The organism is Bradyrhizobium sp. KZN70725 (assembly GCF_055264925.1).
This window is the reverse complement of sequence record NZ_JBUYWT010000002.1, coordinates 23,706-48,863: the sequence shown is the minus strand read 5'-3', so window position 1 is coordinate 48,863 and position 25,158 is coordinate 23,706. Positions and strand designations below refer to the sequence as shown.

Annotated in this window: 22 protein-coding genes; 15 read left to right on the top strand and 7 right to left on the bottom strand. The window is 66.2% G+C overall.

The features are described 5' to 3' along the window. Nucleotides 1-87: 87 nt before the first annotated feature. On the bottom strand, nucleotides 88-858 hold the full coding sequence (locus ACZBJS_RS02125) for an enoyl-CoA hydratase (protein WP_316396978.1): 771 nt from the start codon (nucleotides 856-858) through the stop codon (nucleotides 88-90). 221 nt (nucleotides 859-1,079) lie between these two features. Between ACZBJS_RS02125 and ACZBJS_RS02120 the strand changes: the two genes are divergently transcribed. Together ACZBJS_RS02120 and ACZBJS_RS02115 are read left to right on the top strand one after the other, a co-directional pair. After that, complete coding sequence (locus tag ACZBJS_RS02120) at nucleotides 1,080-1,631, top strand: PaaI family thioesterase (protein ID WP_463438292.1); 552 nt, start codon at nucleotides 1,080-1,082, stop codon at nucleotides 1,629-1,631. 60 nt (nucleotides 1,632-1,691) lie between these two features. Beyond that, the gene (locus tag ACZBJS_RS02115) at nucleotides 1,692-2,303 is read left to right on the top strand and encodes a TetR/AcrR family transcriptional regulator (protein WP_057019760.1); all 612 of its coding nucleotides are present in this window, start codon (nucleotides 1,692-1,694) and stop codon (nucleotides 2,301-2,303) included. A gap of 164 nt (nucleotides 2,304-2,467) precedes the next feature. Here ACZBJS_RS02115 and ACZBJS_RS02110 read toward each other — a convergent pair whose 3' ends face one another. Further along, complete coding sequence (locus ACZBJS_RS02110; RefSeq protein ID WP_463438291.1) at nucleotides 2,468-3,382, bottom strand: LysR family transcriptional regulator; 915 nt, start codon at nucleotides 3,380-3,382, stop codon at nucleotides 2,468-2,470. A 121-nt stretch (nucleotides 3,383-3,503) separates the two neighbouring features. Between ACZBJS_RS02110 and ACZBJS_RS02105 the strand changes: the two genes are divergently transcribed. The 9 genes from ACZBJS_RS02105 to ACZBJS_RS02065 all read left to right on the top strand — a co-directional run bounded on the left by ACZBJS_RS02105 (nucleotide 3,504) and on the right by ACZBJS_RS02065 (nucleotide 13,350). Continuing rightward, a complete protein-coding gene (locus ACZBJS_RS02105) occupies nucleotides 3,504-5,000 on the top strand; it encodes a CoA-acylating methylmalonate-semialdehyde dehydrogenase (protein WP_057020030.1) in 1,497 nt (498 codons plus the stop codon). 125 nt (nucleotides 5,001-5,125) lie between these two features. Further along, nucleotides 5,126-6,271 carry an isobutyryl-CoA dehydrogenase gene (locus ACZBJS_RS02100; protein ID WP_229191190.1) on the top strand — a complete coding sequence of 382 codons (1,146 nt, stop codon included), beginning with the start codon at nucleotides 5,126-5,128 and terminating at the stop codon, nucleotides 6,269-6,271. After that, the gene (locus tag ACZBJS_RS02095; protein WP_316396976.1) at nucleotides 6,268-7,350 is read left to right on the top strand and encodes an enoyl-CoA hydratase/isomerase family protein; all 1,083 of its coding nucleotides are present in this window, start codon (nucleotides 6,268-6,270) and stop codon (nucleotides 7,348-7,350) included. Before ACZBJS_RS02100 ends, ACZBJS_RS02095 begins: the two co-directional genes overlap by 4 nt. 25 nt (nucleotides 7,351-7,375) lie before the next feature. Next, nucleotides 7,376-8,263 (top strand): 3-hydroxyisobutyrate dehydrogenase, encoded by an 888-nt coding sequence (mmsB, locus tag ACZBJS_RS02090; protein WP_076826580.1) that lies wholly within the window; start codon nucleotides 7,376-7,378, stop codon nucleotides 8,261-8,263. 130 nt (nucleotides 8,264-8,393) lie between these two features. After that, a complete protein-coding gene (locus tag ACZBJS_RS02085) occupies nucleotides 8,394-10,118 on the top strand; it encodes an AMP-binding protein (RefSeq protein ID WP_316396975.1) in 1,725 nt (574 codons plus the stop codon). Nucleotides 10,119-10,131: 13 nt separating this feature from the next. Next, nucleotides 10,132-10,611 carry a MaoC family dehydratase gene (locus ACZBJS_RS02080; protein WP_016846543.1) on the top strand — a complete coding sequence of 160 codons (480 nt, stop codon included), beginning with the start codon at nucleotides 10,132-10,134 and terminating at the stop codon, nucleotides 10,609-10,611. 192 nt (nucleotides 10,612-10,803) lie between these two features. Continuing rightward, the gene (locus tag ACZBJS_RS02075) at nucleotides 10,804-10,950 is read left to right on the top strand and encodes a hypothetical protein (protein ID WP_229191194.1); all 147 of its coding nucleotides are present in this window, start codon (nucleotides 10,804-10,806) and stop codon (nucleotides 10,948-10,950) included. A 259-nt stretch (nucleotides 10,951-11,209) separates the two neighbouring features. Beyond that, nucleotides 11,210-12,127 (top strand): SDR family NAD(P)-dependent oxidoreductase, encoded by a 918-nt coding sequence (locus ACZBJS_RS02070; RefSeq protein ID WP_057019767.1) that lies wholly within the window; start codon nucleotides 11,210-11,212, stop codon nucleotides 12,125-12,127. A gap of 2 nt (nucleotides 12,128-12,129) precedes the next feature. Then, a complete protein-coding gene (locus ACZBJS_RS02065; RefSeq protein WP_316396974.1) occupies nucleotides 12,130-13,350 on the top strand; it encodes a BaiN/RdsA family NAD(P)/FAD-dependent oxidoreductase in 1,221 nt (406 codons plus the stop codon). Between the two features lie 98 nt (nucleotides 13,351-13,448). On the opposite strand, the gene ACZBJS_RS02060 is transcribed toward ACZBJS_RS02065, so the two are convergent. Then, complete coding sequence (locus ACZBJS_RS02060; protein ID WP_316396973.1) at nucleotides 13,449-14,666, bottom strand: MFS transporter; 1,218 nt, start codon at nucleotides 14,664-14,666, stop codon at nucleotides 13,449-13,451. Nucleotides 14,667-14,759: 93 nt separating this feature from the next. Between ACZBJS_RS02060 and ACZBJS_RS02055 the strand changes: the two genes are divergently transcribed. Then, a complete protein-coding gene (locus ACZBJS_RS02055) occupies nucleotides 14,760-15,662 on the top strand; it encodes a LysR family transcriptional regulator (protein WP_057019769.1) in 903 nt (300 codons plus the stop codon). Nucleotides 15,663-15,773: 111 nt separating this feature from the next. On the opposite strand, the gene ACZBJS_RS02050 is transcribed toward ACZBJS_RS02055, so the two are convergent. From ACZBJS_RS02050 to ACZBJS_RS02040, 3 genes are all read right to left on the bottom strand, one after another. Continuing rightward, nucleotides 15,774-16,853, bottom strand: a complete 1,080-nt coding sequence (locus tag ACZBJS_RS02050) for a D-TA family PLP-dependent enzyme (protein WP_076826591.1) — start codon at nucleotides 16,851-16,853, stop codon at nucleotides 15,774-15,776. A 127-nt stretch (nucleotides 16,854-16,980) separates the two neighbouring features. Continuing rightward, nucleotides 16,981-18,798 carry an ABC-F family ATP-binding cassette domain-containing protein gene (locus tag ACZBJS_RS02045; protein ID WP_316396972.1) on the bottom strand — a complete coding sequence of 606 codons (1,818 nt, stop codon included), beginning with the start codon at nucleotides 18,796-18,798 and terminating at the stop codon, nucleotides 16,981-16,983. A gap of 4 nt (nucleotides 18,799-18,802) precedes the next feature. Then, nucleotides 18,803-19,303, bottom strand: coding sequence for a YaiI/YqxD family protein (locus tag ACZBJS_RS02040; RefSeq protein WP_253587102.1), 501 nt, complete (start codon nucleotides 19,301-19,303; stop codon nucleotides 18,803-18,805). 135 nt (nucleotides 19,304-19,438) lie between these two features. Between ACZBJS_RS02040 and ACZBJS_RS02035 the strand changes: the two genes are divergently transcribed. Then, on the top strand, nucleotides 19,439-20,242 hold the full coding sequence (locus tag ACZBJS_RS02035; RefSeq protein WP_137479678.1) for a hotdog family protein: 804 nt from the start codon (nucleotides 19,439-19,441) through the stop codon (nucleotides 20,240-20,242). A 167-nt stretch (nucleotides 20,243-20,409) separates the two neighbouring features. On the opposite strand, the gene ACZBJS_RS02030 is transcribed toward ACZBJS_RS02035, so the two are convergent. Continuing rightward, a complete protein-coding gene (locus tag ACZBJS_RS02030) occupies nucleotides 20,410-22,782 on the bottom strand; it encodes a xanthine dehydrogenase family protein molybdopterin-binding subunit (RefSeq protein WP_316396971.1) in 2,373 nt (790 codons plus the stop codon). Between the two features lie 217 nt (nucleotides 22,783-22,999). Between ACZBJS_RS02030 and ACZBJS_RS02025 the strand changes: the two genes are divergently transcribed. Both ACZBJS_RS02025 and ACZBJS_RS02020 read left to right on the top strand, forming a co-directional pair. Further along, entirely contained in the window at nucleotides 23,000-24,043 is a 1,044-nt protein-coding gene (locus tag ACZBJS_RS02025) for a Ppx/GppA phosphatase family protein (RefSeq protein WP_082653981.1), read from the top strand. Between the two features lie 166 nt (nucleotides 24,044-24,209). Beyond that, nucleotides 24,210-24,899 carry an RlmE family RNA methyltransferase gene (locus ACZBJS_RS02020; RefSeq protein WP_316396970.1) on the top strand — a complete coding sequence of 230 codons (690 nt, stop codon included), beginning with the start codon at nucleotides 24,210-24,212 and terminating at the stop codon, nucleotides 24,897-24,899. Nucleotides 24,900-25,158: the final 259 nt, after the last annotated feature.

Sequence of the window (25,158 nt, the reverse complement as noted above, 5' to 3'; positions counted from 1 at the left end):
GGGGCATCCGGCCCCGCATGTCGCTTCGCTCATGCGGGCTACAGATGACATGTTGCGGCGCTCACGCGGGCCACAGGTGCTGAACCGCTACCGCTTGCGATCTAAAAATCCCTGCAGCAGGCGCTGCGGCTCGCCGGTCTGAAACGACTTTCCGAACACGCCGACGCTGAGGTTCACCGACTCGGTCAGCGGCAGCTCTTCCCATTGCCGCAGCAGGTCCTTCTGGATGCGTAGCGCCTCGGGGCCGCATTCCAGCAGCGCCTTGACGGTGTGCTCGACGGCGTCGTCGAGGCCGCCGGGCTTTGCCACGGTGTCGACCAGGCCCCAGGCGAGCGCGGTTTGGGCGTCGAGGTTCTCCGCGGTCATCATCAGCCAGCGGGCGCGGCCCCAGCCGATCAGGCGCGGCAGCAGCGCGGCGTGGATCACCGAGGGGATGCCGACGCGCACCTCGGGCATGCCGAACATCGCGTCATGTGCGGCAACGCGGACGTCGCAGGCGGCCGCGACCTCGAGGCCGCCGCCGAGGCACCAGCCGGGCAGGCGGGCGATCACCGGCGCCGGGAATTTGCGCACGGCCTCGCAGAGGTCGCGCAGCCGGCTGATGAATGCTTCGGCGGATGTCTGGTCGAGCGTCGCCATTTCCTTGATGTCGGCGCCGCCGATCATGCTGCGCTCGCTTTCGCCGGCCAGGATCACCGCGCGGATGCTCGGATCGGCGGCCAGATGCTCAAAACCCTCGCGCACGCCGTTGGTGACCGCGGAACTCACGATGTTCAGCTTGCCGGCGTTGCAGATGGTGAGGCGGACGACGCCTCTGTCGTCGCGGGCGATGCCGCAGTGGGGATTGAGCATGTCCATGGAAAAGCCCCGGCGCAGGAATGGATCGACAAGTCATTTCGGGATGGTGCGCAAGCACCAGACCCGGAATCTCGAGATTCCGGGTCTGGTGCTTGCGTCGCCCCGGAATGACTTGCGCCATGTCCCGGACAAAGCATGGCTCTGTCAAGGGACCGGGTGCGGCGGTTGCGCCGAGGGATGCGGATCTATAGAATTATATGCGTCATATAAATGGAGCCGTCATGACCGCCGCCGAAAGCATCGATCTTCGTTCGCCCGATCTAACGCGCACCCGCGTGGTGGAATGGCAGGCGCCCGGACCGGTGGCGAAAGCGGCGCTGCCGATGTCCGGGATCGAGGCGATGCGCGCGATCCGCGACGGCCGGTTGCCGCCGCCGCCGATGGCCAAGCTGATCGGCTTCCGCATGGCCGTGGTCGAGCAGGGGCGCATCGTGATGGAACTCGAGCCGCATGAGAGCCTGGAAAACACCATCGGCCTGCTGCACGGCGCCACCGCCGCGGCGCTGCTCGATACCGCGATGGGCTGTGCGATCTCGACCATGCTGCCGGCGGGGCAGACTTCGGTGACGCTCGACCTCAAGCTGACCTATCGGCGGCCGCTGTCGGCACGGTCGGGCACCATCAGCGCCGAAGGCAAGGTGATCAAGCTCGGGCGCCAAACCAGTTACACCGAGGGCTTCGTCCGCGACGGCAAGGGCAATCTTGCGGTGCACGCGACCGCGATGTTTTCGATGCTCGGCGGGGAACCGAAAGTGGCCGACAAGGCGAAATAACTGCAGCACTCCGGCCGCAAATCTGCTATTATATGATTAGAAACATTCCATGAGACCGGTATGCGCTATTCGAAAGAACACAAGCAGGAGACCCACGCGCGGATCGTCAAGAAGGCCGCGACGCGGCTGCGCGAGCGGGGCGCCCACGGTATCGGCGTCGCCGACCTGATGAAGGACGCCGGCCTGACCCATGGCGGCTTCTACGCGCATTTCGACTCGCGCGAGGCGCTGGTGATCGAGGCCTTCAGCTACGCGATGGACCGCGCCATCGAGCGCTGGCGCAAGGTCGCCGCGGACACGCCGCCGGAGAAGCGACTTTCGACCATCATCGACGGCTATCTTTCGGCGGTGCACCGCGACGATCCCGGCCAGGGCTGCGCGATCCCGGCGCTCGGCGCCGAGATCGCCCGCGAGAGCCCGAAGACCCGCAAGGCGTTTGCCCTCAAGCTCGACCAGATGATCGACATGATGGCCGACCAGATCATCGACGTGCCGCGCAAGACCGCCCGCAAGCAGGCGATGGCGACGCTGGCGACCATGATGGGCACCATAGTAATGTCGCGCATCGCCGGCAGCGGCGAAATGTCCGACGAGATCCTGAGCGCGGGCCGCGAGGCGGTGCTGGGGCGCGCCGCCGCGGCCAAGGCACCGGCGAAGAAGAAGGTGAATTAGCGCTTAGAGCGCCAACTGGTGCAGCGCGCCTAATACTCGATCCGTCACCCTGAGGAGCGCGCATCGCGCGCGTCTCGGAGGGTCGACGGCCACCAGCCGGGCCGTGCATCCTTCGAGACGCGCTACGCGCTCCTCAGGATGACGGGAATAACACGGTGTCCGCCTCACACCCCGCCAAAAAGCGCGCGCTCGGCTTCCACGGTCTCGTAGATGTAGTCCGCCACCGCGCGGATGCGGGCGAGGTCCTTGCTGTCGGCGTGCATCAGCAGCCAGAAGGTGCGGGAGATCCGCACCTCGTCCGGCAGCACCGGCTGCAACTCGGGGTGGGCCGTTGCCATGAAGTGCGGCAGCACGGCGATGCCGAAGCCGGCGATGGTGGCGTTGAGCTGCGCGATCAGATTGGCGCTGCGGAATTTCGCCGAGATCTTTGGCGAGACCTGCGGCAGATAGTCGAGCTCCGGCGTGAACAAGAGCTCCTCGATATAGCCGACGCACCGATGCCGCGGCAGGTCGGCGCGCGCAGCAATTGCCGGCGCCTGGGCGAGATAGGCGGGTGCGGCATAAAGCCCGAGCGTGTAGTCCAGGAGCTTGCGGCCGACGATGCGGCCTTCCTTCGGCATGGTCAGGCTGATCGCGATGTCGGCCTCGCGCTTGGAGAGCGAGAACAGCCGCGCGGTGGCGACGAGCTGCAGATCGAGATCGGGATACCGCTCGGTGAACTTGACCAGCCGCGAGGCCAAAAAGTGGCTGCCGAAGCCGTCGGGCGCGCCGATCCGCACCGTGCCGGTGAGGTGGGCGCGCGAGCCGCCGATCGCCTCCTGGTTGGCGACGATGGTGGATTCCATCGCCTCCGCGCTGTCGGCGACGCGCTGGCCGGCCTCGGTCAGCAGATAGCCGGTCTTGCGCCGATCAAACAGTTTTGCGGAGAGGTGGCGCTCCAGCCGGTCGACACGGCGGATCACTGTGGCATGATCGACGCCGAGCTGCTTGGCGGCAGCCGAAACCGACCCGCCGCGCACGATGGCAAGCACGAAACGGAAGTCGTCCCAGTCAATTGTGCCGCCGCCTTGATCCAGCATTTCCGCACATCTATGGTGCAATTTATCGGACTTGAATCCCATAAAATGCAGGGTCAATAGGGTTTGTAAAGCGATCCCGCCGCGAGGAGCGGCGATTCAGGTGCTTCAGGGAGGTTTTTCCATGCGCTCAATCGGACATTTCATCGGTGGCAAGGAGGTCAAGGGCACGTCGGGCCGCACGGCTGACGTCTTCGAGCCGATGACCGGCGAGGTCCAGGCCAAGGTGGCGCTGGCCTCCAAGGCCGAGCTCCGCGCCGCGGTCGAGAACGCCAAGGCTGCGCAGCCGGAATGGGCCGCCACCAACCCGCAGCGCCGCGCCCGCGTCATGATGCGGTTCCTCGAGCTGGTGCAGCGCGACTACGACAAGCTCGCCGAGCTGCTGGCGCGCGAGCACGGCAAGACCGTTCCCGACGCCAAGGGCGACATCCAGCGCGGCCTCGAGGTCGCCGAGTTTGCCTGCGGCATCCCGCATCTGATGAAGGGCGAGTACACCGAGGGCGCCGGCCCCGGCATCGACATCTATTCGATGCGCCAACCGCTTGGCGTGGTCGCCGGCATCACGCCGTTCAACTTCCCGGCGATGATCCCGATGTGGAAGTTCGCGCCGGCGATCGCCTGCGGCAACGCCTTCATCCTCAAGCCGTCGGAGCGCGATCCCGGCGTGCCGATGATGCTCGCCGAATTGATGATCGAGGCGGGCCTGCCGGCCGGCATCCTCAACGTCGTCAACGGCGACAAGGAGGCAGTCGACGCCATCCTGGACGATCCCGATATCAAGGCGATCGGCTTCGTCGGCTCGACCCCGATCGCGCAGTACATCTACGAGCGCGCCGCGCAGACCGGCAAGCGCTGCCAGTGCTTCGGCGGCGCCAAGAACCACGCCATCGTGATGCCGGATGCCGACATGGACCAGACGGTCGATGCGCTGATCGGCGCCGGCTACGGCTCCGCCGGTGAGCGCTGCATGGCCGTCTCGGTCGCGGTGCCGGTCGGCAAGACCACCGCCGACCGCCTGATGGAGAAGCTGATCCCGCGCGTCGAGTCGCTCAAGATCGGCACCTCGGTCGATCCGTCGGCCGATTACGGCCCGCTGGTGACCCGCGAGGCGGTCGAGAAGGTCAAGAGCTACATCGACATCGGCATCAAGGAAGGCGCGACGCTCGCGGTCGACGGCCGCGGCTTCAAGATGCAGGGCTACGAGAAGGGCTTCTATCTCGGCGGTTCGCTGTTCGACAACGTCACCAAGGACATGCGGATCTACAAGGAAGAGATCTTCGGCCCGGTGCTCTCGGTGGTGCGCGCCCACGACTATCACGAGGCGCTGGCGCTGCCGTCCGACCATGACTACGGCAACGGTGTCGCGATCTTCACCCGCGACGGCGACGCCGCGCGCGACTTCGCCGCCAAGGTCAATGTCGGCATGGTCGGCATCAACGTGCCGATCCCGGTGCCGATCGCCTATTACACCTTCGGCGGCTGGAAGAAGTCCGGCTTCGGCGACCTCAACCAGCACGGTCCGGACTCGATCCGCTTCTACACCAAGACCAAGACGGTGACCTCGCGCTGGCCGTCCGGCGTCAAGGAAGGCGCGGAGTTCTCGATCCCGACGATGAAGTGATTTCCGGGAACGTCATTGCGAGCGCAGCGAAGCAATCCATCTATCCCCCGCGTGGAAGAATGGATTGCTTCGTCGCTTCGCTCCTCGCAATGACGGTGGGGTAACCTTCAGGGCTAGGCGGCGAGATGCAGTTCGCTCTCAACGAGGACCAGATCGCGGTTCGCGACATGGCGCGGGCGTTTGCGGCGGAGAAGATCGCGCCGCACGCGCTCGAATGGGACGAGACAAAGCACTTTCCAGTCGACGTGATGCGCGAGGCGGCAGGCCTCGGCATCGGCGGCATCTATATCAAGGACGATGTCGGCGGCTCGGCGATGACGCGGTTCGACGCGGCGCTGATCTTCGAGGCGCTGGCGACGGGGTGCCCGACCACGTCGGCCTTCATCTCGATCCACAACATGGCGTCCTGGATGATCGATGCCTACGGCAACGACATCCAGCGCCACACATGGCTGCCGAAGCTCTGCACCATGGAGCTGATCGCGAGCTACTGCCTGACCGAGCCGGGCGCCGGCTCCGACGCGGCCGCGCTGCGCACCCGCGCGGTGCGCGACGGCGATCATTACGTGCTCAACGGCCAGAAGCAGTTCATCTCCGGCGCCGGCAGCACCGACCTGCTGGTGGCGATGGTGCGCACCGGCGGCGACGGTCCGGGCGGCGTCTCGACGCTGGTGATCGACGGCAAGACGCCGGGCGTGTCGTTCGGCGCTAACGAGCGCAAGATGGGCTGGAATGCGCAGCCGACCCGCGCTGTGATGTTCGAGAACGCGCGCGTGCCGGTCGCGAACCGGCTCGGGGAGGAGGGCATCGGCTTCAAGATCGCGATGGCCGGCCTCGACGGCGGCCGCCTCAACATCGCGGCGTGCTCGCTCGGCGGCGCGCAGGCGGCGCTCGACAAGGCGTTGGCCTACATGAAGGACCGCAAGGCATTCGGCAAACGCCTCGACGAATTCCAGGCGCTGCAATTCAAGATCGCCGACATGGCGACCGAGCTGGAAGCCGCACGCACCTTCCTGTGGCGGGCGGCCGCCGCGCTCGACCGCAAGGATCCGGACGCTTCCATGCTGTGCGCGATGGCAAAACGGTTTGGCACCGATGTCGGCTTCGAGGTCGCCAACCAGGCGCTGCAGCTGCATGGTGGCTACGGCTACCTCAGCGAATACGGCGTCGAGAAGATCGTGCGCGATCTGCGCGTGCACCAGATCCTCGAAGGCACCAATGAAATCATGCGGCTGATCGTGTCGCGCAAGTTGATCGAGGGCGCGCGATGAATGATGCGGCAGCAGCCGAGGGCGACCTGATCGCGCGCAAGGAAGGTTCTGCCGGCATTATCCGGCTCAACCGGCCGAAGGCGATCAATGCCGTGACGCTGGAGATGTTCCACGACATCGACAGGGCGCTCGATGCGTTCGAGGCCGATCCCGATGTCGCTGTCATCGTGCTGGAGGGCGCGGGCGAGCGTGGCCTGTGCGCCGGCGGCGACATCCGCGCGCTCTGGGAGAGCTCGAAGGTCAAGGGCGATCTCGGCAAGATCCTGTGGCGCGACGAATACATCCTCAACGCGCGGATCAAGAAGTTCCCAAAGCCCTATGTCGCCTTCATGGACGGCATCGTGATGGGCGGCGGCGTCGGGCTGTCGGCGCATAGCCGCCACCGCGTGGTGACGGAGCGGACCAAGCTCGCGATGCCCGAGGTCGGCCTCGGTTTCTTCCCCGATGTCGGCGGCACCTATCTGCTGTCGCGCTCGCCGGGTGAGATCGGCACCTATTTCGGGCTCACCGGCACCACCATGAACGGACCCGATGCGATCTACGCCAAATTCGCCGACGCCGTGGTGCCGAGCGCAAAGCTGCCGGCGCTGCGCGATGCGCTGACCAAGGTTACGCCGGGTACGAGTTCGGCCGAGATCGACCGGCTGATCGGAGGCTTCGCCACTAGCGAGACGGCTGGCCCTGTCGCCGCGATGCAGGCCAAAATCGACGGCTGGTTCGCACACGGCCGGATGGAGGACGTCGTCGCCGCGCTGAGGGCCGACGGCTCCGACCTGGCGCAGGCCACGCTGAAGACGCTCGGTGAGAAGTCGCCGCGCGGCATGGTGGTGACGCTGAAACTGCTGCGGCTGGCGCGCGCGACCGCGACGCTGGAAGAGTGCCTGAAGCGCGAATATCGCGCCGCGCTCGAGGTGTTCGCCAGCGACGATTTCCGCGAGGGCGTGCGCGCAGCCGTCATCGACAAGGATCGCAATCCGACATGGTCGCCGGCCCGGATCGAACAGGTGACGCCGGAGATGCTCACGCCTTACTTCGCCGAGATCGGCGCTGACGAATTGAAATTTCCCGACAGCAAATAGAAACGTCGCAAGCGGAGGACTTCCCATGGCAAACGTCGCATTCATCGGGCTCGGCAATATGGGCGGGCCGATGGCCGCCAATCTGGTCAAGGCCGGCCACAAGGTGACCGCGTTCGATCTGGTCGCAGCGTCTCGCGATCAGGCCAGGAGTGACGGCGCCGCGATCGCCGAGAGCAGCGTTGCTGCGGTGAAGGGCGCCGATGTCGTCATCACCATGCTGCCGGCCGGCAAGCACGTGCTCGGCGTCTGGAACGAGGTGCTGCCCGCGATGGCCAACGGCGCGCTGATCATCGACTGCTCGACCATCGACGTCGAAAGCGCAAAGCAGGCGCATGTGCTGGCTGCCAAGCACGGCATGGCCTCGGTCGACGCGCCGGTCTCCGGCGGCACCGGTGGCGCCAAGGGCGCGACGCTGACCTTCATGTGCGGCGGCGAGCCGAAGGCATTCGCGGCGGCCCAGCCGATGTTGGCAAACATGGGCAAGAAGATCGTGCATTGCGGCGCGGGCGGTGCAGGGCAGGCAGCCAAGATCTGCAATAATATGATCCTCGGTATTTCCATGATCGCGGTCGGCGAGGCTTTCGTGCTCGCCGAAAAGCTCGGCCTGTCGCACCAGGCGCTGTTCGACGTCGCCTCGACCTCGTCGGGACAGTGCTGGTCGCTGACGACCTATTGCCCGGTTCCCGGCCCGGTGCCGACCTCGCCGGCCAACAACGATTACAAGCCGGGTTTTGCTTCGAACCTGATGGTCAAGGACCTGACCCTGGCGCAGGACGCCGCCAATGCCGCCGGCGCGGTCACGCCGCTCGGCAAGCACGCGCAGGAGATCTATAAGACCTTCGACGCGTCGGGCCACGGCGGGGTCGACTTTTCCGGAATTATCCAGCACGTTAGGGCCCTTGCCCCGAAGTAAATCGCCGTCATCCTGAGATGCGAGCGGAGCGAGCCTCGAAGGATGGAAAGATGGTGTCCGTGGCCATCCTTCGAGACGCCGCGCAATGCGCGGCTCCTCAGGATGACGACAGAATACGTGGTGAAGCCGGATGACCACATTTCAGGGCGCACGCGCCTTTCTGCTCAAGCACCGCACCGACTACGACGCCGCGGTGAAGGGATTTCGCTGGCCCGATCCGGTGCCGTTCAACTGGGCGCTCGATTGGTTCGATGCCGAACTGGCGCGAAATCTTGACAGCCGCGACCGGCCGGCGCTGTGGATCGTCGATGCCGCCAGCGGCAACGAGACCAAGCTTTCCTTCGCTGAGCTGTCGCGCCGCTCAAGCCAGGTTGCAAATTTCCTGCGCGCGCAGGGGCTGAAGCGCGGCGATCATCTGTTGCTGCTGCTCGGCAATGTCGTGCCGCTGTGGGAGACCATGCTGGCGGCGATGAAGCTCGGCGTCGTCGTGATCCCCGCCACCACGCTCTTGACCGCGGATGAATTGCGCGACCGGCTCGACCGCGGCAAGGCGAGGGCGGTGGTCGCCACGCAGGATCAGGTCGCGAAGTTCGTCGGCCTCGGCAGCGACAAGCTCGCCCGTATCGTGGTCGGCGCGACGCAGCCGCAGGACGGCTGGCTGCCGTTCGAGGATGCGGCGAAGGCGCCCGAGGCGTTCACGCCCGATGGCCCGACCAAGGCCGACGATCCGATGCTGCTCTATTTCACCTCGGGCACCACGGCAAAGCCGAAGCTGGTGCGGCACAGCCAGCGCAGCTATCCGGTCGGCCATCTCTCGACCATGTACTGGATCGGCCTGCAGCCCGGCGACATCCATCTCAACATCTCCTCGCCCGGCTGGGCCAAGCATGCCTGGAGCTGCTTCTTCGCGCCGTGGAATGCCGGCGCAACGATCTTTATCGCGAATCAGCCACGCTTCGAGGCGAAGGGACTGCTCTCGATCATCGGCCGCTGCGGGGTGACCACGCTGTGCGCGCCGCCCACGGTGTGGCGGTTGTTCATCCAGGAAGAGCTCGCAAGCTTCAAGGTCTCGCTGCGCGAGGTGTGCGGCGCCGGCGAACCGCTCAATCCGGAGATCATCGACCAGGTCAAATCGGCCTGGGGGCTGACCATCCGCGACGGCTACGGCCAGACCGAAACCACCGCGCTGGCCGGCAACTCGCCGGGACAGGAGGTCAAGGTCGGCTCAATGGGCCGGCCGCTACCGGGCTATCGCGTGCAGGTCACCGACAATGACGGCCACGCCGCGAAGGAAGGCGAGGTGACCTTGCTGCTCGGCGCAGACCGGCCGGCGGGCCTGATGCAGGGCTATCAGGGCGACGACGGCAAGCTGATCGGCACCGACGGCGAGATCTATCGCAGCGGCGACGTCGTGTTCACCGATGACGAGGGTTATCTCACCTTCGTCGGCCGCACCGACGACGTGTTCAAATCCTCCGACTACCGGATCTCGCCGTTCGAGCTGGAGAGCGTGCTGCTGGAGCATGACGCGGTGGCCGAAGCCGCCGTGGTGCCGAGCCCGGACCCGATCCGGCTGGCGGTCCCGAAGGCCTATGTGCTGCTGGTATCAGGCGTCGAACGAACGCCGGAGACCGCGCTGTCGATCTTCAAACATTTGCACACGCGGCTCGCACCGTTTAAACGCATTCGCAAGATCGAGCTGGTCACCGAACTGCCGAAGACGATTTCTGGAAAAATCCGTCGCGTGCAGTTGCGCCGGCTCGAACACGACGATGTCAGAAGCGATGCGTTGCGCGGGATCGAGTTCCGCGAGGAAGAATTTCCGGAGCTGCAGAAGGTGCGGACCTCCGGTTAGCAGAGGTTAGCCAATGAACGAAGTCTGGAAGAAGCCGCCGGTGTCGCTGGAAACCTACCAGGGCATGGTCGGCAAGGAGATCGGCGTGTCCTCGTGGCACCTGCTCGATCAGGGCCGCATCGACACCTATGCCGACGTGATCGAGGATCACCAGTTCATCCATGTCGATCCCGAGCGCGCCAGGAAGGAGACCGCCTTCGGCACCACGATCGCGCATGGCTTCCTGACGATGTCGCTGATGTCGATCATGTCCTACGAGGTGATGCCGGTGCTCGAGGGCACCGCGATGGGCGTCAATTACGGCTTCGACAAGCTGCGCTTCATCTCGCCGGTGCGCTCCGGAAAACGCGTCCGCGGCCGCTTCGTGCTGGCCGAAGCCACGCTGCGCAAGCCGAAGGAGTTGTTGTCGCGCACCAACGTCACGGTCGAGATCGAGGGCGAGGAAAAGCCCGCGCTGGTCGCCGACTGGCTCGGCCTGATCTATTTCAGCTGAGGATCACAAGACACGGTTGTGTTGCAACCGCGAAGGGTTGTGCACCTCTCCCGCAAGCGGGGAGGTGCAGCGAGCCACCTCAATCTGTTTTTCAGGCGGTGCGCTGCTCTGGCCCATGTAGCGCATTGACGGCTGTGTTCCCCGGTGTCCATGATGCCCGCTTTAGGCGGTGCGGTCCCGGGAGTGGCAGCCATGGTGCAAAACATCGTCGCCGGAATTGTCGTAGTCGCTTTGATTGTGATCGGTGCGATTAGCTACGCTCAAGAGCATCACGAGTGCTGGAGCGGGCATGTGCTCAAAAGCCTGAAACCCTGCGGGTCGATGACCCCTTCGGTCTAGCGCGCCCGGTGGCCGCCTGGCCAGTCTCGGCCGGGCTTGACCCGGCCATCCATCGCTGCTCAAAAGCTGCCAATCGCGAGCGTCTCCACCCTCTCCCCCTGTGGGAGAGGGTGGCTTCGCGGCACGCGAAGCCGGGTGAGGGGTCTGTCTCCACGCAAAGACTCTCGCTTGAGCTCGCGGAGACAGACCCCTCATCCGGCGCGCTGGCGCGCGCCACCTTCTCCCACAAGGGGAGAAGGGAAGAACAGGAATTTACGGCATGGCAATCAGGTTTGACGGACGCGTCGCTATCGTCACCGGCGCGGGCAATGGTCTCGGACGGGCGCATGCGCTGGGGCTCGCCAGCCGCGGCGCCAAGGTGGTGGTCAACGATTTCGGCGGCGCGCGCGACGGCACCGGTGGGTCGCTGTCGCCGGCCGAGACCGTGGTCGAGGAGATCCGGAAAGCCGGCGGCACCGCGATGGCCGACGGCGCCGACGTCTCGAACTTCGAGCAGGTCACCGCGATGGTCGAGCGCGCCACCAAGGAGTGGGGCAGCGTCGATCTCCTGTGCGCCAATGCCGGCATCCTGCGCGACAAGTCGTTCACCAAGCTCGAGGTCGCCGACTGGGCCAAGGTGCTCGACGTGCATCTCACCGGCACCTTCTTCTGCTGCAAGGCGGTGTGGGCCGGCATGCGCGAGCGCAATTACGGCCGCATCGTGCTGACGACGTCGTCGTCCGGCCTGTTCGGCAATTTCGGCCAGGCCAATTACGGCGCGGCGAAGGCCGGCATGGTCGGCCTGATGAACGTGCTCGCCGAAGAGGGCCGCAAGAACAACATCAAGGTCAACACCATCTCGCCGACCGCTGCGACCCGCATGACCGAGGAACTGCTGCCGCCGCAGGCGCTGGCGCTGATGAAGCCGGAAGCGATCACGCCCGCGGTCGAATTCCTGCTCTCGGAGGACGCACCGACCCGCACCATCATGGGCGCCGGCGCCGGCTCGTTTGCCGTGATCCGCGTGCTGGAGACCGAAGGCGTCAACCTGCCGCAGTCCGAATGGACGCCGGACGGCGTCGCCGCGCACTTCAACGCGATCAGCGACATGTCGACCGCGAAGGCGCTGCAGGGCGCGTTCGAGCAGACACAGAAGTATGTCGCCCAGGCCGCCGCGCGGGCCGGGATCAAGCTCTGAGCATGAGCGTCGCCGTCATCGGAGCCGGACCTGCCGGCCTGATGGCGGCGGAGGTGCTCGCGCAAGGTGGCGCACAAGTCACTGTCTACGACGCGATGCCGTCGGCTGGCCGCAAATTCCTGATGGCCGGCCGTGGCGGGCTCAATCTCACCCACTCCGAACCGCTGCCGGATTTCCTTGCGCGCTATCGCGAGGCGATGCCGCATCTGAAGGCTGCGGTCGAGGCTTTTCCGCCTGAAGCACTGCGCGTCTGGAGCGAGGCGCTGGGGCAGCCGACCTTCGTCGGCAGCAGCGGCCGCGTGTTCCCCGAGGCGTTCAAGGCATCGCCTCTCTTGCGCGCCTGGCTGCGGCGGCTCGATGCCGCGGGCGTTGCATTCGCATTCCGGCATCGCTGGACCGGATGGGACGCGCGAGGGGGACTGCTGTTTGAGACTTCAGGCGGTCCGCGCGTGGTCAATGCCGATGCAACCGTGCTGGCACTCGGCGGCGCGAGCTGGCCGCGACTCGGCTCGGACGGCGCTTGGGCGGAGATCCTCGCCGCAAAGGGCGTTGCCATGGCGCCGATCAAGCCAGCCAATTCCGGCTTCACGGTTGCCTGGTCGAATATCTTCCGCGACCGGTTCGAGGGCCAGCCGCTCAAGGGCGTCGCGCTCACGATTGGTCCGCATACGGTGCGCGGCGAAGCGATCGTCACCCGCGCCGGCATCGAGGGCGGCGCCATCTATGCGCTGTCGGCGGAATTGCGCGAGGCGGTGCTCGCGAAGGGAACGGCGACACTGACGGTGGCGTTGCGGCCCGATGCCGCGCGCCACGAACTGGTCGCGCGTCTGTCGGCGCCGAAGGGCAAGCAATCCCTTTCCAATTTCCTGCGCAAGGCCGCGCAGCTCTCGCCGGTCGGCATCGGGCTGTTGCAGGAGGCGGCCGTCGCCGTCGGCCGTTCGCTGGCCGCGCTGCCGCCGGCCGAATTGGCCGAACTGATCAATGCGGTGCCGATCCGGATCACCGGCGTGGCACCGATCGCACGCGCGATCTCGAGCGCTGGCGGCATCAGGTTCGACGAACTCGACGCGCATTTCATGCTGCGGCGGCTGCCCGGCGTTTTCGCGGCCGGCGAGATGCTCGATTGGGAGGCGCCGACCGGCGGCTATCTGTTGCAGGCGTCGTTTGCAACGGGCGTCGCCGCTGGGAAGGGCGTGTTACGATGGCTCGTGCAGAAATCGTAGCTCTGTAGGATGGGTAGAGCGAAGCGAAACCCATCAACTTTTTTCCCAGCGGAAGCATGATGGGTTTCGCTGCGCTCTACCCATCCTACGGGATAGGCTCATTCCGAGCCGGTCTTCGTGGCGAGGTCGGTGATGAATCCAAGCACACCGAACGCCGCAGCCACCGCACACACCGCGGTCCAACCACCAAAGCTCCACGCCGCGGACGCCGCTGCCGCGCCCACCGCGCCGCCGATGAAGAACAGCGCCACGAACAGGCCGTTGATCCGGCCGCGCGCCTCGGCGCGCAGCAGGTTGACGGCGCGGCGGCCGAGCGTCTGGTCGGTGGTGATGCCGAGATCGAGCAGGATGGTGCCGAGGCTCAGCGCGACGAGTGCTGCAATCCGCGACTCCAGTACGCCGGCCCAAGCGCACAGCGCGAGCGATGCGGATATCAGCAGGTGCGAGCCGATCAGCATCGGCCGTGCCAGGCCACGGTCGCCCGAGCGGCCGGCCAGCGGCGTCGCGACGGCGCCGGCAACGCCGATCAGTGCGAACAGTGCGATGCCCCTGGCGTCGAGCTTGAACGGCGCGTCCGGCAGGCGTAGCGCCACGGCGGCCCAGAACGCGGTGAACGAGGCCATCACCAGCGCCGCGGTCCAGGACCGGACGCGCAGCACCGGCTCCTCGCGCAGCAGTGTCGGGAACGAACGCAGCAGCGCGCCGTAGCTGACCTTCGCCGCCGGCTGCAGCGTCGGCAGGGTGCGCGCCAGTGCTGCGGCGAGCACCGTCATCAGCACGGCCGAGGTGACATAGTAGCCGCGCCAGTTCCAGCTGTCCGCGATCAGGCTCGCCATCGGCCGCGACAGCAGGATGCCGATCATCAGGCCGCTCATCACATCGCCGATCGCCTGTCCCCGGCGCTCCGGCGGCACCATCGACGCAACCAGCGGCACCACCATCTGGATCGCCGCGCACGACGCGCCGAGGATGAAGGTGGCGGCCAGCAGGATCAACGGCGTCGGCGCCATCGCGGTGCCGATCGCCGCGACGATAGCGCAGGCCAGCGTGCGCAGGATCAGCCGCTTGTTCTCGACGAGGTCGACCAGCGGCACCAGCAGTAGCAGCCCGAGCGCGTAGCCGAGCAGGGTCAACGTCGAGATCAGGCCGGCCTCTAGCGCGGTCATGCCGAGCGAGCGGCCCATCAGACCGACGAGAATCTGCGGCGCAAAGAGATTGGTGACGACGGTGCCGGTCGTGATGGCGCCGATCCAGATCAGCGGACGCACGGCGACGGTGCGCGCCGGGGAGAGTTTGGTGGCTTCGGAGATGGTCATGGGACCTCGCGATGGAGTGGCGAGGCCCCCTTTAGGGGATCGGGATAATATGCTACAATTCAAATAAGATGATGAAGAATATGCGAGATTATTATGAACACCCATGACCTCGTGGCGTTCGTCGCCGTGGTCGAGACCGGATCGATCGTCGCGGCCTCGGCGCGGCTGAACCTGACCCAGCCCGGCGTGACGCGGCGGATCCAGAATCTCGAGGAGATGCTCGGCGCGCAGCTGCTCGACCGGCTATCGAAGCCGCTGAAGCCGACGGCGGCGGGAATCGAAGCCTATGAGCAGGGCCGCCGGCTGCTGCGCATGCTCGACGACCTCAAGTCAGGCGTCGCCAATGACGGCGTGGTGCGCGGCGAGTTCAGGCTCGGCCTGACGCCGTTTTTGTCGGAGGCCGGGCTGACCGGACCGCTCGATGCGGTGCGCGGCGAATTTCCGGCGCTGGCGGTGCGCGTCGTCTCCGGCTGGTCGCCCAACCACATGGAGCGGGTCAGCCGCAACGAGCTCGATGCCGCTGCAATCTGTTTGCCTGACGGCACCGCGCCGCCCGACGATCTCGTGGCCGACGATCTCGGCGCGCAGCCGGTGGTGTTCGTCGTCGCGCGCGACATGAAGACGCCGAAGTCGGTCGATCTCGAATGGCTGTCGCGGACCGGATGGGTGATCAACCAGGACGGCTGCGGCTTTCGCCAGACGCTGAAGCGTCAATTCGATGCGGCGCATCTGCCGTTCAACATCGCGGTCGAGGCGCTCGACAGCGAGCTGCGGCTGTCGCTGGTGGCGCGCGGGCTCGGCATCGGCCTCGTGACGCCGGTGGCGCTGAAACGAAGCCCGATCCGTAGCCGGCTCAAGGCCGTGAAGATCGCGGATTTCAATCCCGCAGTCCGCGCCTGGATCGTGCATCGCCCGCCGGCCGGCCGCCTGGCGCGGCCGATCGAGGTGTTTCGCGCGGCGCTGGACCGCGAGCTGCAGGCGCTGATGCGGGAGTAAATGCGGAGTTCGTAGGATGGGTAGAGCGAAGCGAAACCCATCAACTTCGATCCGCAGTGACATGATGGGTTTCGCTACGCTCTACCCATCCTACAAGGTCTGTGTATGCGGCTACCGCAGCTTGCCCCGCGCCGTCACCGGCAGCGCACCGATGATCTCGTCACCGCGCACCATCACGACCTCGTCCATCATGTTGACGACGACGCAGACGTGATTGGGCACGATCCGCACCACGTCGCCGACATTGGGGCGGGTGTTGCTGCGGGAGAGATCGAGGAAGCCGTGCTCCTCGGCGAAGCGCGCGATCCTGGCCTCCGGATGTTCGAGGATCAGGCCGTGGCCTTCGAGGCCGCCGGTGTCCGAGGTCAGCGTCTTGGAGCCGGCATCGAGGATGCCGCGCTCGGGGCCGGCGCGGCTGACGACGGTGGAATAAATATGCAGCGCGCAATCGTCCCAGGTCGCGACGCCGGCCGCGACCTGCATGCGGTCGTTGTAGATGTAGGTACCGAAGCGATGCTCGGTGCCGCCCTTCAGCTTGCCGAGATTCTTCAGGTTCGGCGTGCCGCCGGTGGAGACGATGGTCGCGTCGAGGCCATGGGCGCGCACGCCGGCTAGCGCCTCGTCATAGAATTTCTGCGCATCGGCCCAGCCGGTCTCGGTCGGATACAGCATGAAGCCCGCGAAGCTGAGGCCCTTGGAGGCTGCGATCTCGCGCGCCAGCGCGATCGCCTCGGCCGGGGTCTCGACGCCGGCGCGCTTGCGGCCGGTGTCGCATTCGACCACGACCGAGAGCGGGCGGCCGGAGGCGGCGGCGGCCTTCGGCAGGTCGCCGACGACGACGGAATTGTCGGCTGCGACGGTGACGTTGGCCTTTGCTTGCAGCGCGCCGAGCCGCGCCATCTTCTCGTCGCCGAGCAGATTGTAGCTGATCAGGATGTTGTCGATGCCGGCGTCCGCCATGATCTCGGCCTCGCCGAGCTTCTGGCAGGTGATGCCTTTGGCGCCGGCCTTGATCTGCAGCTGCGCCAGCATCGGGTTCTTGTGCGTCTTGATGTGCGGACGGTTGGCGACGCCGGCCTCGTCGCAGGCCTTCTGGATGCGTGCGATGTTGCGCTCGACCCGGTCCATGTCGATCACGGCGCAGGGCGTGCCGTATTCCTTGGCGATCTTGGCGGCGAGGGGCGTCGTCATCGGGGTGGCTCCATTGCAGAGTTTCCGTCATTGCGAGCGGAGCGAAGCAATCCATCTGTCCGCGTTTGCAGATGCATGGATTGCTTCGTCGCTCCGCTCCTCGCAATGACGGCAAGAATCATTGTGTTCATGCCTGCTCGATCTCTTCGCGCAGCACCTCTAACTCGAGCCAGCGGTCCTCGGCGGCAGCGAGCTCTTGCTGCGCCTTTGCGATCGCGGCCGAGGCGGCGTCGAATTTCTTGCGATCCTTCGTATAGAGATCGGGATCGTCGAGCAGCTTCTGCTGCTTGGCGATCTCGTTGTGCAGCTTGTCGATGGTCTTCGGCAAGGTTTCCAGCGCGTGTTTCTCGTTGAAGCTCAGCCGGCGCCGCGGTGCTGCCTCGGGCGCTGCCGCCCTGGCTTCCTTCTTCTCTTCGGTCGCGGTATCCGCCTTCACCGTCTCGCGCTTCACGTCGGCGCCGCGCTGCGTCAGCATGTCGGAATAGCCGCCGGCATATTCGATCCAGCGGCCCTGGCCCTCGGGCACGATCACCGACGTCACGACGCGGTCGAGGAAGTCGCGGTCGTGGCTGATCAGGATCACCGTGCCTTCGTAATCGCCGAGCATGTCCTCGAGCACGTCGAGGGTTTCGAGATCGAGGTCGTTGGTCGGCTCGTCCAGGATCAAGAGGTTCGACGGCTTGGCCAGCGCGCGCGCCAGCATCAGGCGGCCGCGCTCGCCGCCGGAGAGCGCTTCCAGCGGCGTGCCGCGCTGCTCCTGCGCGAACAGGAAATCCTTCATGTAGCCGATGACGTGCTTCGACTTGTCGCCGACCATGACGTGGTCGCCGCGGCCGCCGGTCAAGGCTTCAGCCAGCGTCAGCTTCGGGTCGAGGCTCTCGCGGTGCTGGTCGAGGGTTGCCATCTCGATATTGGCCCCGAGTCGCACCGAACCGGAGTCGGGCGGATCGTTGCCGATCAACAGATGCACCAATGTGGTCTTGCCGGCGCCGTTCGGGCCGACGATACCGAGCCGGTCGCCGCGCTGGATCCGGGTCGAGAAGCCGTCGACGATCTTGCGCTCGCCGAACGCCTTCGCGATGTTCTTGGCCTCGATCACCAGGCGGCCGGACTTCTCGGCTTCGGCGGCGGCGAGCGTGGCATTGCCGGTGGCGCCGCGATAGTTGCGGCGCTGGTCGCGCAGCGCATGCAGATTGCCGAGCCGCTTGACGTTGCGCTTGCGGCGGCCGGAGACGCCGTAGCGCAGCCAGTGCTCCTCGTTGACGATCTTGCGGTCGAGCTTGTGCTGCTCGCGCTCTTCCTCGGCCAGCACCTCGTCGCGCCACGCCTCGAAGGCGCCGAAGCCGCGCTCGATCTGCCGGATCTGGCCGCGGTCGAGCCAGGCCGTGGTGCGCGACAGATTGGTGAGGAAGCGGCGGTCGTGGCTGATCAGCACCAGCGCGCAGCGCCGGCTTTCCAGTTCGGCCTCGAGCCATTCGATGGTCGGCAGGTCGAGATGGTTGGTCGGCTCGTCGAGCAGCAGGATATCGGGCGAGGGCGCCAGCACGCGCGCCAGCGCCGCGCGGCGCGCCTCGCCGCCGGAGACAAGCGCGGGATCTTCCTCGCCGCTGAGGCCGAGCTGCTCAAGCAGATAGCGGGCCTGGTAGTGGTCGTCGCCGGGGCCGAGGCCGGCCTCGACATAGGCGAGCGTCGTGTTGTGCTCGCCGAAATCCGGCTCTTGCGGCAGATAGCGGATGGTGGCGCCGGGCTGTACGAAGCGGCTGCCGGCGTCAGGCTCGACCAGGCCGGCCGCGATCCGCAGCAGGGTCGACTTGCCGGAGCCGTTGCGGCCGATCAGGCAGACGCGCTCGCCGGCGGAGACCGAGAGCTCGACGCCCGTCAGCAGCGGCGTACCGCCGAAGGTCAGGCTGATGTCCTTGAGCTGGATGAGAGGAGGCGGAGCCATTGCGCTAACCCGGCTCGCTCGCCTGCGCCTGCTCGGCGCGGCGGCGCTGGATACGGCGGATGGTCTGGTCGAGCGTCGACAGGAAGGTCGAGCGGTCGCGCGGCGAATATGATTTCGGCCCGCCGGTGATCTCGCCCGACGAGCGCAGATCGGTCATCAGATTGCGCACCGCAAGTGTCATGCCGATCGACTGTTCGGTGAACGGCTTGCCGTTCGGCGCGATCACATCGGCGCCGGCCTTGACGCAGCGGCTCGCCAGCGGAATGTCCGCCGTGACCACCACGTCGCCTTCATGCGCGCGTTCCGCGATCCAGTCGTCGGCGGCATCCATGCCGGAACCGGCGGCAATGCGCTCGATCAGCGGATCCTGCGGCACGCGGATGAAATTGACCGCGACCACGCTGACGGGCACGCCGAGCCGGATCGCGACGCGATAGATCTCGTCCTTCACCGGGCAGGCGTCGGCGTCGACATAGATGCGGGTGGGAGCAGGGGTTTCAGTCATCGATTCCAGGGTTGGCAGGCGCGGCCTGCGTGTACTCCATCGGGCGGAAAATTGCGAGCAAAACGAGAGGCTTGTCACGCTGCCCGGTTCGACTACGATTGCCTGAGAAAAACAACGGAAATAAGGGGAAACCCCATGGATTCGAAGACGGCTTCGCTGACCTACCGCGTCTCGGCGTACAACACCTCGAAACTGTCGGAGAACAAGATCCATGACGACACGGTGGCGCGGAAGTTCGGCTTTTCCGGCGGGCTGGTGCCCGGCGTCGACGTGATGGCCTACATGATGCACCTGCCGGTTGAGAAATGGGGCCGCGATTTCCTCGCGCGCGGCCTGATCGAGGCGCGCTTCGTCAAGCCGGTCTATGACGGCGAGATCGCGGAATTGACGGGCCAGGAGACCGGCAATGGGCTCACGATCGAGCTCCACAGCCGAGGCGAGCTCTGCGCGACCGGCACCGCGTCGCTGCCGGCATCGGCGCCGAAGTTCGTGCTCGACGACTACAAGCAGGTCGCAGCTGTCGCCGAGCGCAAGCCGGTCAGCGCGTCGTCCTATGAAGAGGGCAAGTGGCTCGGCACCATCCCGCGCGACTGGTCGGGTGATGCCGCGAAGGAATATCTCGCCGATATCCGGGAGACCGACCCGATCTACCTGCGCGAAGGTCTCGGCCATCCCGGCCTGCTGCCGCGGGTGATGAACAAGGTCCTGGTCGACAATGCGATCCTCGGGCCCTGGATCCATGTCGGCACCCGCATGCAGCTGCTGTCGGCGGGCAAGATCGGCGACGAGCTGACCGCGCGCGCCAAGGTGACGGGCAATTACGACAAGAAGGGCCACCGCTTCGTCGAGCTCGACGCGCTGGTGCTCGGCAACGGTGTGCCGCTCGCGCATTGCTGGCACATCGCGATCACCCAGCCGCGCGAGCAGGCCGCGGCGTAACTTTCCACCTCTCCCCGTTCTTCACGGGGAGAGGTCGGATCGCATCGCAGATGCGATCCGGGTGAGGGGCAAGGCACAATTCCAGTTACAACGACCTTGCTCGCCGGATGGAGTCCCTCACCCCAGCCCTCTCCCCGCAAGAGCGGGGCGAGGGAGCAGGAGAGCCCTTATGCCGCGCTCGCCTTGGCGTCCTGGATCGCGCGCCAGACGCGTTCGGGCGTCAGCGGCATGTTGATGTGCTTGATGCCGTACTCCGACAGCGCGTCGACCACGGCGTTGACGATGCAGACGAGGCTGCCGGCGCAGCCGGCCTCGCCGCAGCCCTTGGTGCCGAGCGGGTTGGATTTCGCCGGCGAGGGATGATCGCCGACCAGCATCGACGGCACGTCGCCGGCGCGCGGCAGCGCGTAGTCCATGAACGAGCCGGTGATCGGCTGGCCGGAGGCGTCGTAGCTGATTTCCTCCATCAGCGCCTGGCCGATGCCCTGCGCGACGCCGCCGTGCAGCTGGCCCGCGACGATCATCGGATTGACCACGACGCCGAAATCGTTGACCGCGGAGTAGCGCACGATCCGCGTCACGCCGGTGTCCGGATCGATCTCGACCTCGGCGACGTGGCAGCCGTTCGGGAAGGTCGACGCCGTCTCCTTGGTGGCGTGATCGACGTCGAGCGTCTCCGGCGTGCCTTCCGGCATCTTGCCGGCGCGCATCCGCTCGGCGAGCTCCATGATGCCGATCGAGCGGTCGGTGCCGGCGATGGTGAAGCGGCCGGCGCCGAATTCGATGTCGGCCTCGGAGGCCTCCAGCATGTGCGCGGCGGCCTTCTTGCCCTTCTCGACGACGAGCGCGGAAGCCTCGACGATCGCCTGTCCAGTCGCGGTGATCGAGCGCGAGCCACCGGTGCCGTTGCCGAAGCGGACGAGATCGCTGTCGCCCTGTTCGAGCGTGATCTTCTCGAAGGGGACGCCGAGCTGGTCGGACAGCACCTGCGCGAACGGCGTGGCGTGGCCCTGGCCGTAATCCAGCGTGCCGGTGGTGAGCTTCACCGAGCCATCGGGCTCGAAGCTGATCTTGCCGAGCTCGCCGCTCGGCGGCGCGGTGACCTCGAGATAGGAGCCGACGGCGATACCGCGCAGCTTGCCGCTCTTCTTGCTCTCCTTCTTGCGCTTGGCGAAGTTCTCATAGTCGGAGATCTCCAGCGCCTTCTGGAACACACCGGCGAAATCGCCGCTGTCATAGGTGACGCCGGACGCCGCCGGGAACGGCAGCTGCGACGGCTTGATGAAGTTGCGCTTGCGCAGCGTGAAGCGGTTGATGCCCATCTCGTCGGCGGCCGCATCGATCAGCCGCTCCATGTAGTAATTGGCCTCGGGCCGGCCGGCGCCGCGATAGGCGCCCATCAGCGTGGTGTTGGTCAGGACCGTCTTGATGTCGACGCCGAGCAGCGGCGTGCGATAGACGCTGGCGAGGTTCTTGCCGGTGTTGAGCGACAGCGGGCCCGGAGCGACGCCGGTGATATAGGCGCCGAGATTGCCGTAGCCGGACAGCCGCACCGCGAGGAACTTGCCGTCGGCATCGAGCGCGAGCTCGGCGTGGATCAGCTGCGCACGGCCCTGGCTGTCGGAGAGGAAGCTGGTCGAACGCTCATCCAGCCACTTCACCGGGCGGCCGAGCTCACGCGCCGCATGCGCGATGCAGGTGTATTCGGGATAGTTGAGATTCTTCATCCCGAACGAGCCGCCGACATTGCCGGTGAGGATGCGGACCTTGTCGGCGGGCACGTTGAGCAGGCGCGCTAGGATCGCCTTGTTGCCGGAGACGCCCTGGGTCGGCACCTGCAGCGTGAAGCGTTCGGTTTTCTTGTCGTAATGCGCGAGGGCGACGCGCGGCTCCATCGAGACCACGGCGACGCGGGTGTTGACGATGTCGAGCTTGGTGATGTGCGCCGCGCCGGCGAACGCCGCCTCGATCTTGGCGGCGTCGCCATAGTGATAGTCGAGCGCGACGTTATCGGGGATGTCGTCGTAGAGCTGCGGCGCGCCGGGCCTGGCGGCTTCAGCTGCGTCGGTCACCGCGGGCAGCGGCTCGATATCGACCTCGACGGCCTCGGCGGCATCGCGCGCCTGCGCCGCGGTCTCCGCCACCACGAAGGCGACGGGATCGCCGACGAAGCGCACCTTGTCGGTCACCAGCGCGGGGCGGTTGGTCTGCTTGAGCGGCGAGCCGTCGCGGTTCTTCAGCGGCAGGCCGCAGGTGAAGGGGTTGTAGCCGGCGGCCGCAAGGTCGGCGCCGGTCCAGACCCCGAGCACGCCGGGCATCGCCTTGGCGGCCGCCGTATCGACCCCCTTGATGATTCCATGGGCATGCGAGGAGCGAACCATCCAGCAATAGGCCTGGCCGGGCAGCGAGAAATCGTCGGTGTATTTGCCCTTGCCGCGCACCAGGGTGTCGTCCTCCTTTCGTCGAACAGGCTGTCCGACGCCGTATTTTTGCAGTGCGATAGCGTTTTCGAGGGAGGCAGGCGGCGTGTGATCTTGCATCGAAAATGACCTGAAATGCCCGGATTTGCTGGAGTTTGGGGGCGCTGAGGAGATAACGCACACCCCCCTTAACGACAACGCCCGATTGGGCATGGACCCAATGTGAACGGAGTTTGCGTAGGGCTTTGACGCTGCTAAAGTTTCCGTGAACGATAATTATTCGGCGGGCCTAAAGGATCCTACGGATCCCCTGGGGTCCCGTGGAAAGACAGTTTTGATGAACGACCATGTGCGGCTTTGCGACGGCCCTCCGGCCAGCGAAGCCCCGCCAGGGTTGGTTGCGGCGGCGGCGGAAAGTGGCGTCTACGCCGCGCTGGACCTTGGCACCAACAATTGCCGGCTGTTGATCGCCTGTCCCACCGGCGACGGGTTCCGCGTGGTCGATTCATTCTCGCGGATCATCAGGCTCGGCGAGGGCATCGCCGCCACGGGCTCGATCAGCGAGGCCGCGATTGAGCGGGCTATTGCCGCACTGGCCATCTGCAGCGACAAGATTCGCTATCGCAAGGCGCGCCGGCTCCGCCTGATCGCCACCGAGGCCTGCCGCGCCGCCGGCAATGCCGAGAGCTTCCGCGCGCGGGTGGCGGCCGAGACCGGCATCAAGCTCGAGGTGATCGATCGTGAGACCGAGGCGACGCTCGCCGTGATCGGCTGCTCGCCGCTGCTCGATCCGAAGGGGCGGGGCGCCATCCTGTTCGATATCGGCGGCGGCTCGACCGAACTGGTGCGGATCGAGCGCGACCCCAACGCGCCCGACGCGGCGCCACGCATCAAGGCGTGGATGTCGATCCCGCTCGGCGTCGTCACGCTGGCCGAACATTTCGGCGGCAAGAACGTCACCAGGGATATGTATGCGCGAATGATCGATGAGGTTGCGCGGCACGTCGCGCCGTTCGCGGCCGAGCACGGCAAGGATCTGCGCGACATGCACATGCTCGGCACCTCCGGCACCGTGACCACGCTCGCCGGCGTGTTCCTCAACCTGTCGCGCTACGACCGCCGCCGCATCGACGGCATCTGGATGAACGATTGCGACGTCACCGCGACGATCCAGAAGCTGCTCGGCATGAGCTATGAGGCTCGCGTCAACAACAACTGCATCAGCGTCGAGCGCGCCGATCTGGTGCTCGCCGGCTGCGCGATCCTCGATGCGATCCGCAACGCGTTCCCGATGCCGCGGCTCCGCGTTGCCGATCGCGGCCTGCGCGAGGGCATGCTGGTCGAGATGATGCGCGAGGACGGCGCGCTGCGGGCGTGCTAGAGTTTCTCTTGCCTCGCCCCGCTTGCGGGGAGAGGCCGGATTGCATGTCAGTGCAATCCGGGTGAGGGGGACTTTCCACGAGCGCATCTCTCATCTTCATTGCGGAAACATTCCCTCACCCCAACCCTCTCCCCGCAAGAGCGGGGCGAGGGAGTAGAGAAGCAGTATGGCGAAAGACACTACCGGGCGGCTGCACGTCACGGTCAAGAGCGGCGGCAAGCGCAAGCTGTCGTCAAAACTCTGGCTCGAGCGCCAGCTCAACGATCCCTATGTCGCCAAGGCCAAGGCGATGGGCTACCGCTCCCGCGCAGCTTTCAAGCTGCTCGAGATCGACGACAAATACCGTCTGCTCAAGCCGGGCATGACCGTGGTCGACCTCGGCGCGGCGCCCGGCGGCTGGAGCCAGATCGCGGCCAAGCGGACAGGAGCAGCCGACGGCAAGGGCAAGGTGGTCGCGATCGATCTCTTGGAGATGGGCGAGATTCCCGGCGTCACCTTCGCGCAGCTCGACTTCCTCGACCACGACGCGCCGGAGAAGCTGATCGCGATGATGGGCGGCCGCGCCGACATCGTGATGTCCGACATGGCCGCCAACACCACCGGCCATCGCAAGACCGATCAGCTCCGCATCATCGGCCTGGTCGAGACCGCCGCGCATTTCGCCGGCGAAGTGCTCAATCCCGGCGGCACGTTCCTGGCAAAAGTGTTCCAGAGCGGGGCCGACGCCGAGCTGGTGGCGCAGCTGAAGCGCGATTTCGCCACCGTCCGCCACGTCAAGCCGGCCGCCAGCCGGCAGGATTCGTCGGAGCGCTATGTGCTGGCGACGGGATTTCGCGGACAGGTGAACGAGCGATAAATCGCGGCGCTTTGCGCCGCTGGGCGAGCCCTCGAAGGGTGCGCGGCCCGGCTGGTGCCCGTCGATCCTTCGAGGGCCGCCGAAGAAGCGGCCACCGCAGGATGACGGTGATAGACCGAGCACATAGAAATACATTTCATAGTGACGGGCGGGAACCTTGGCGCGCGGCTGGAGTCGACTCCTTTGCTCCCGGCCAATGCCCCCCAAGCCCACCGGGAGAAAACCCCCCACGGGTTGGCGGCCTTGATGCAGCGTCAGT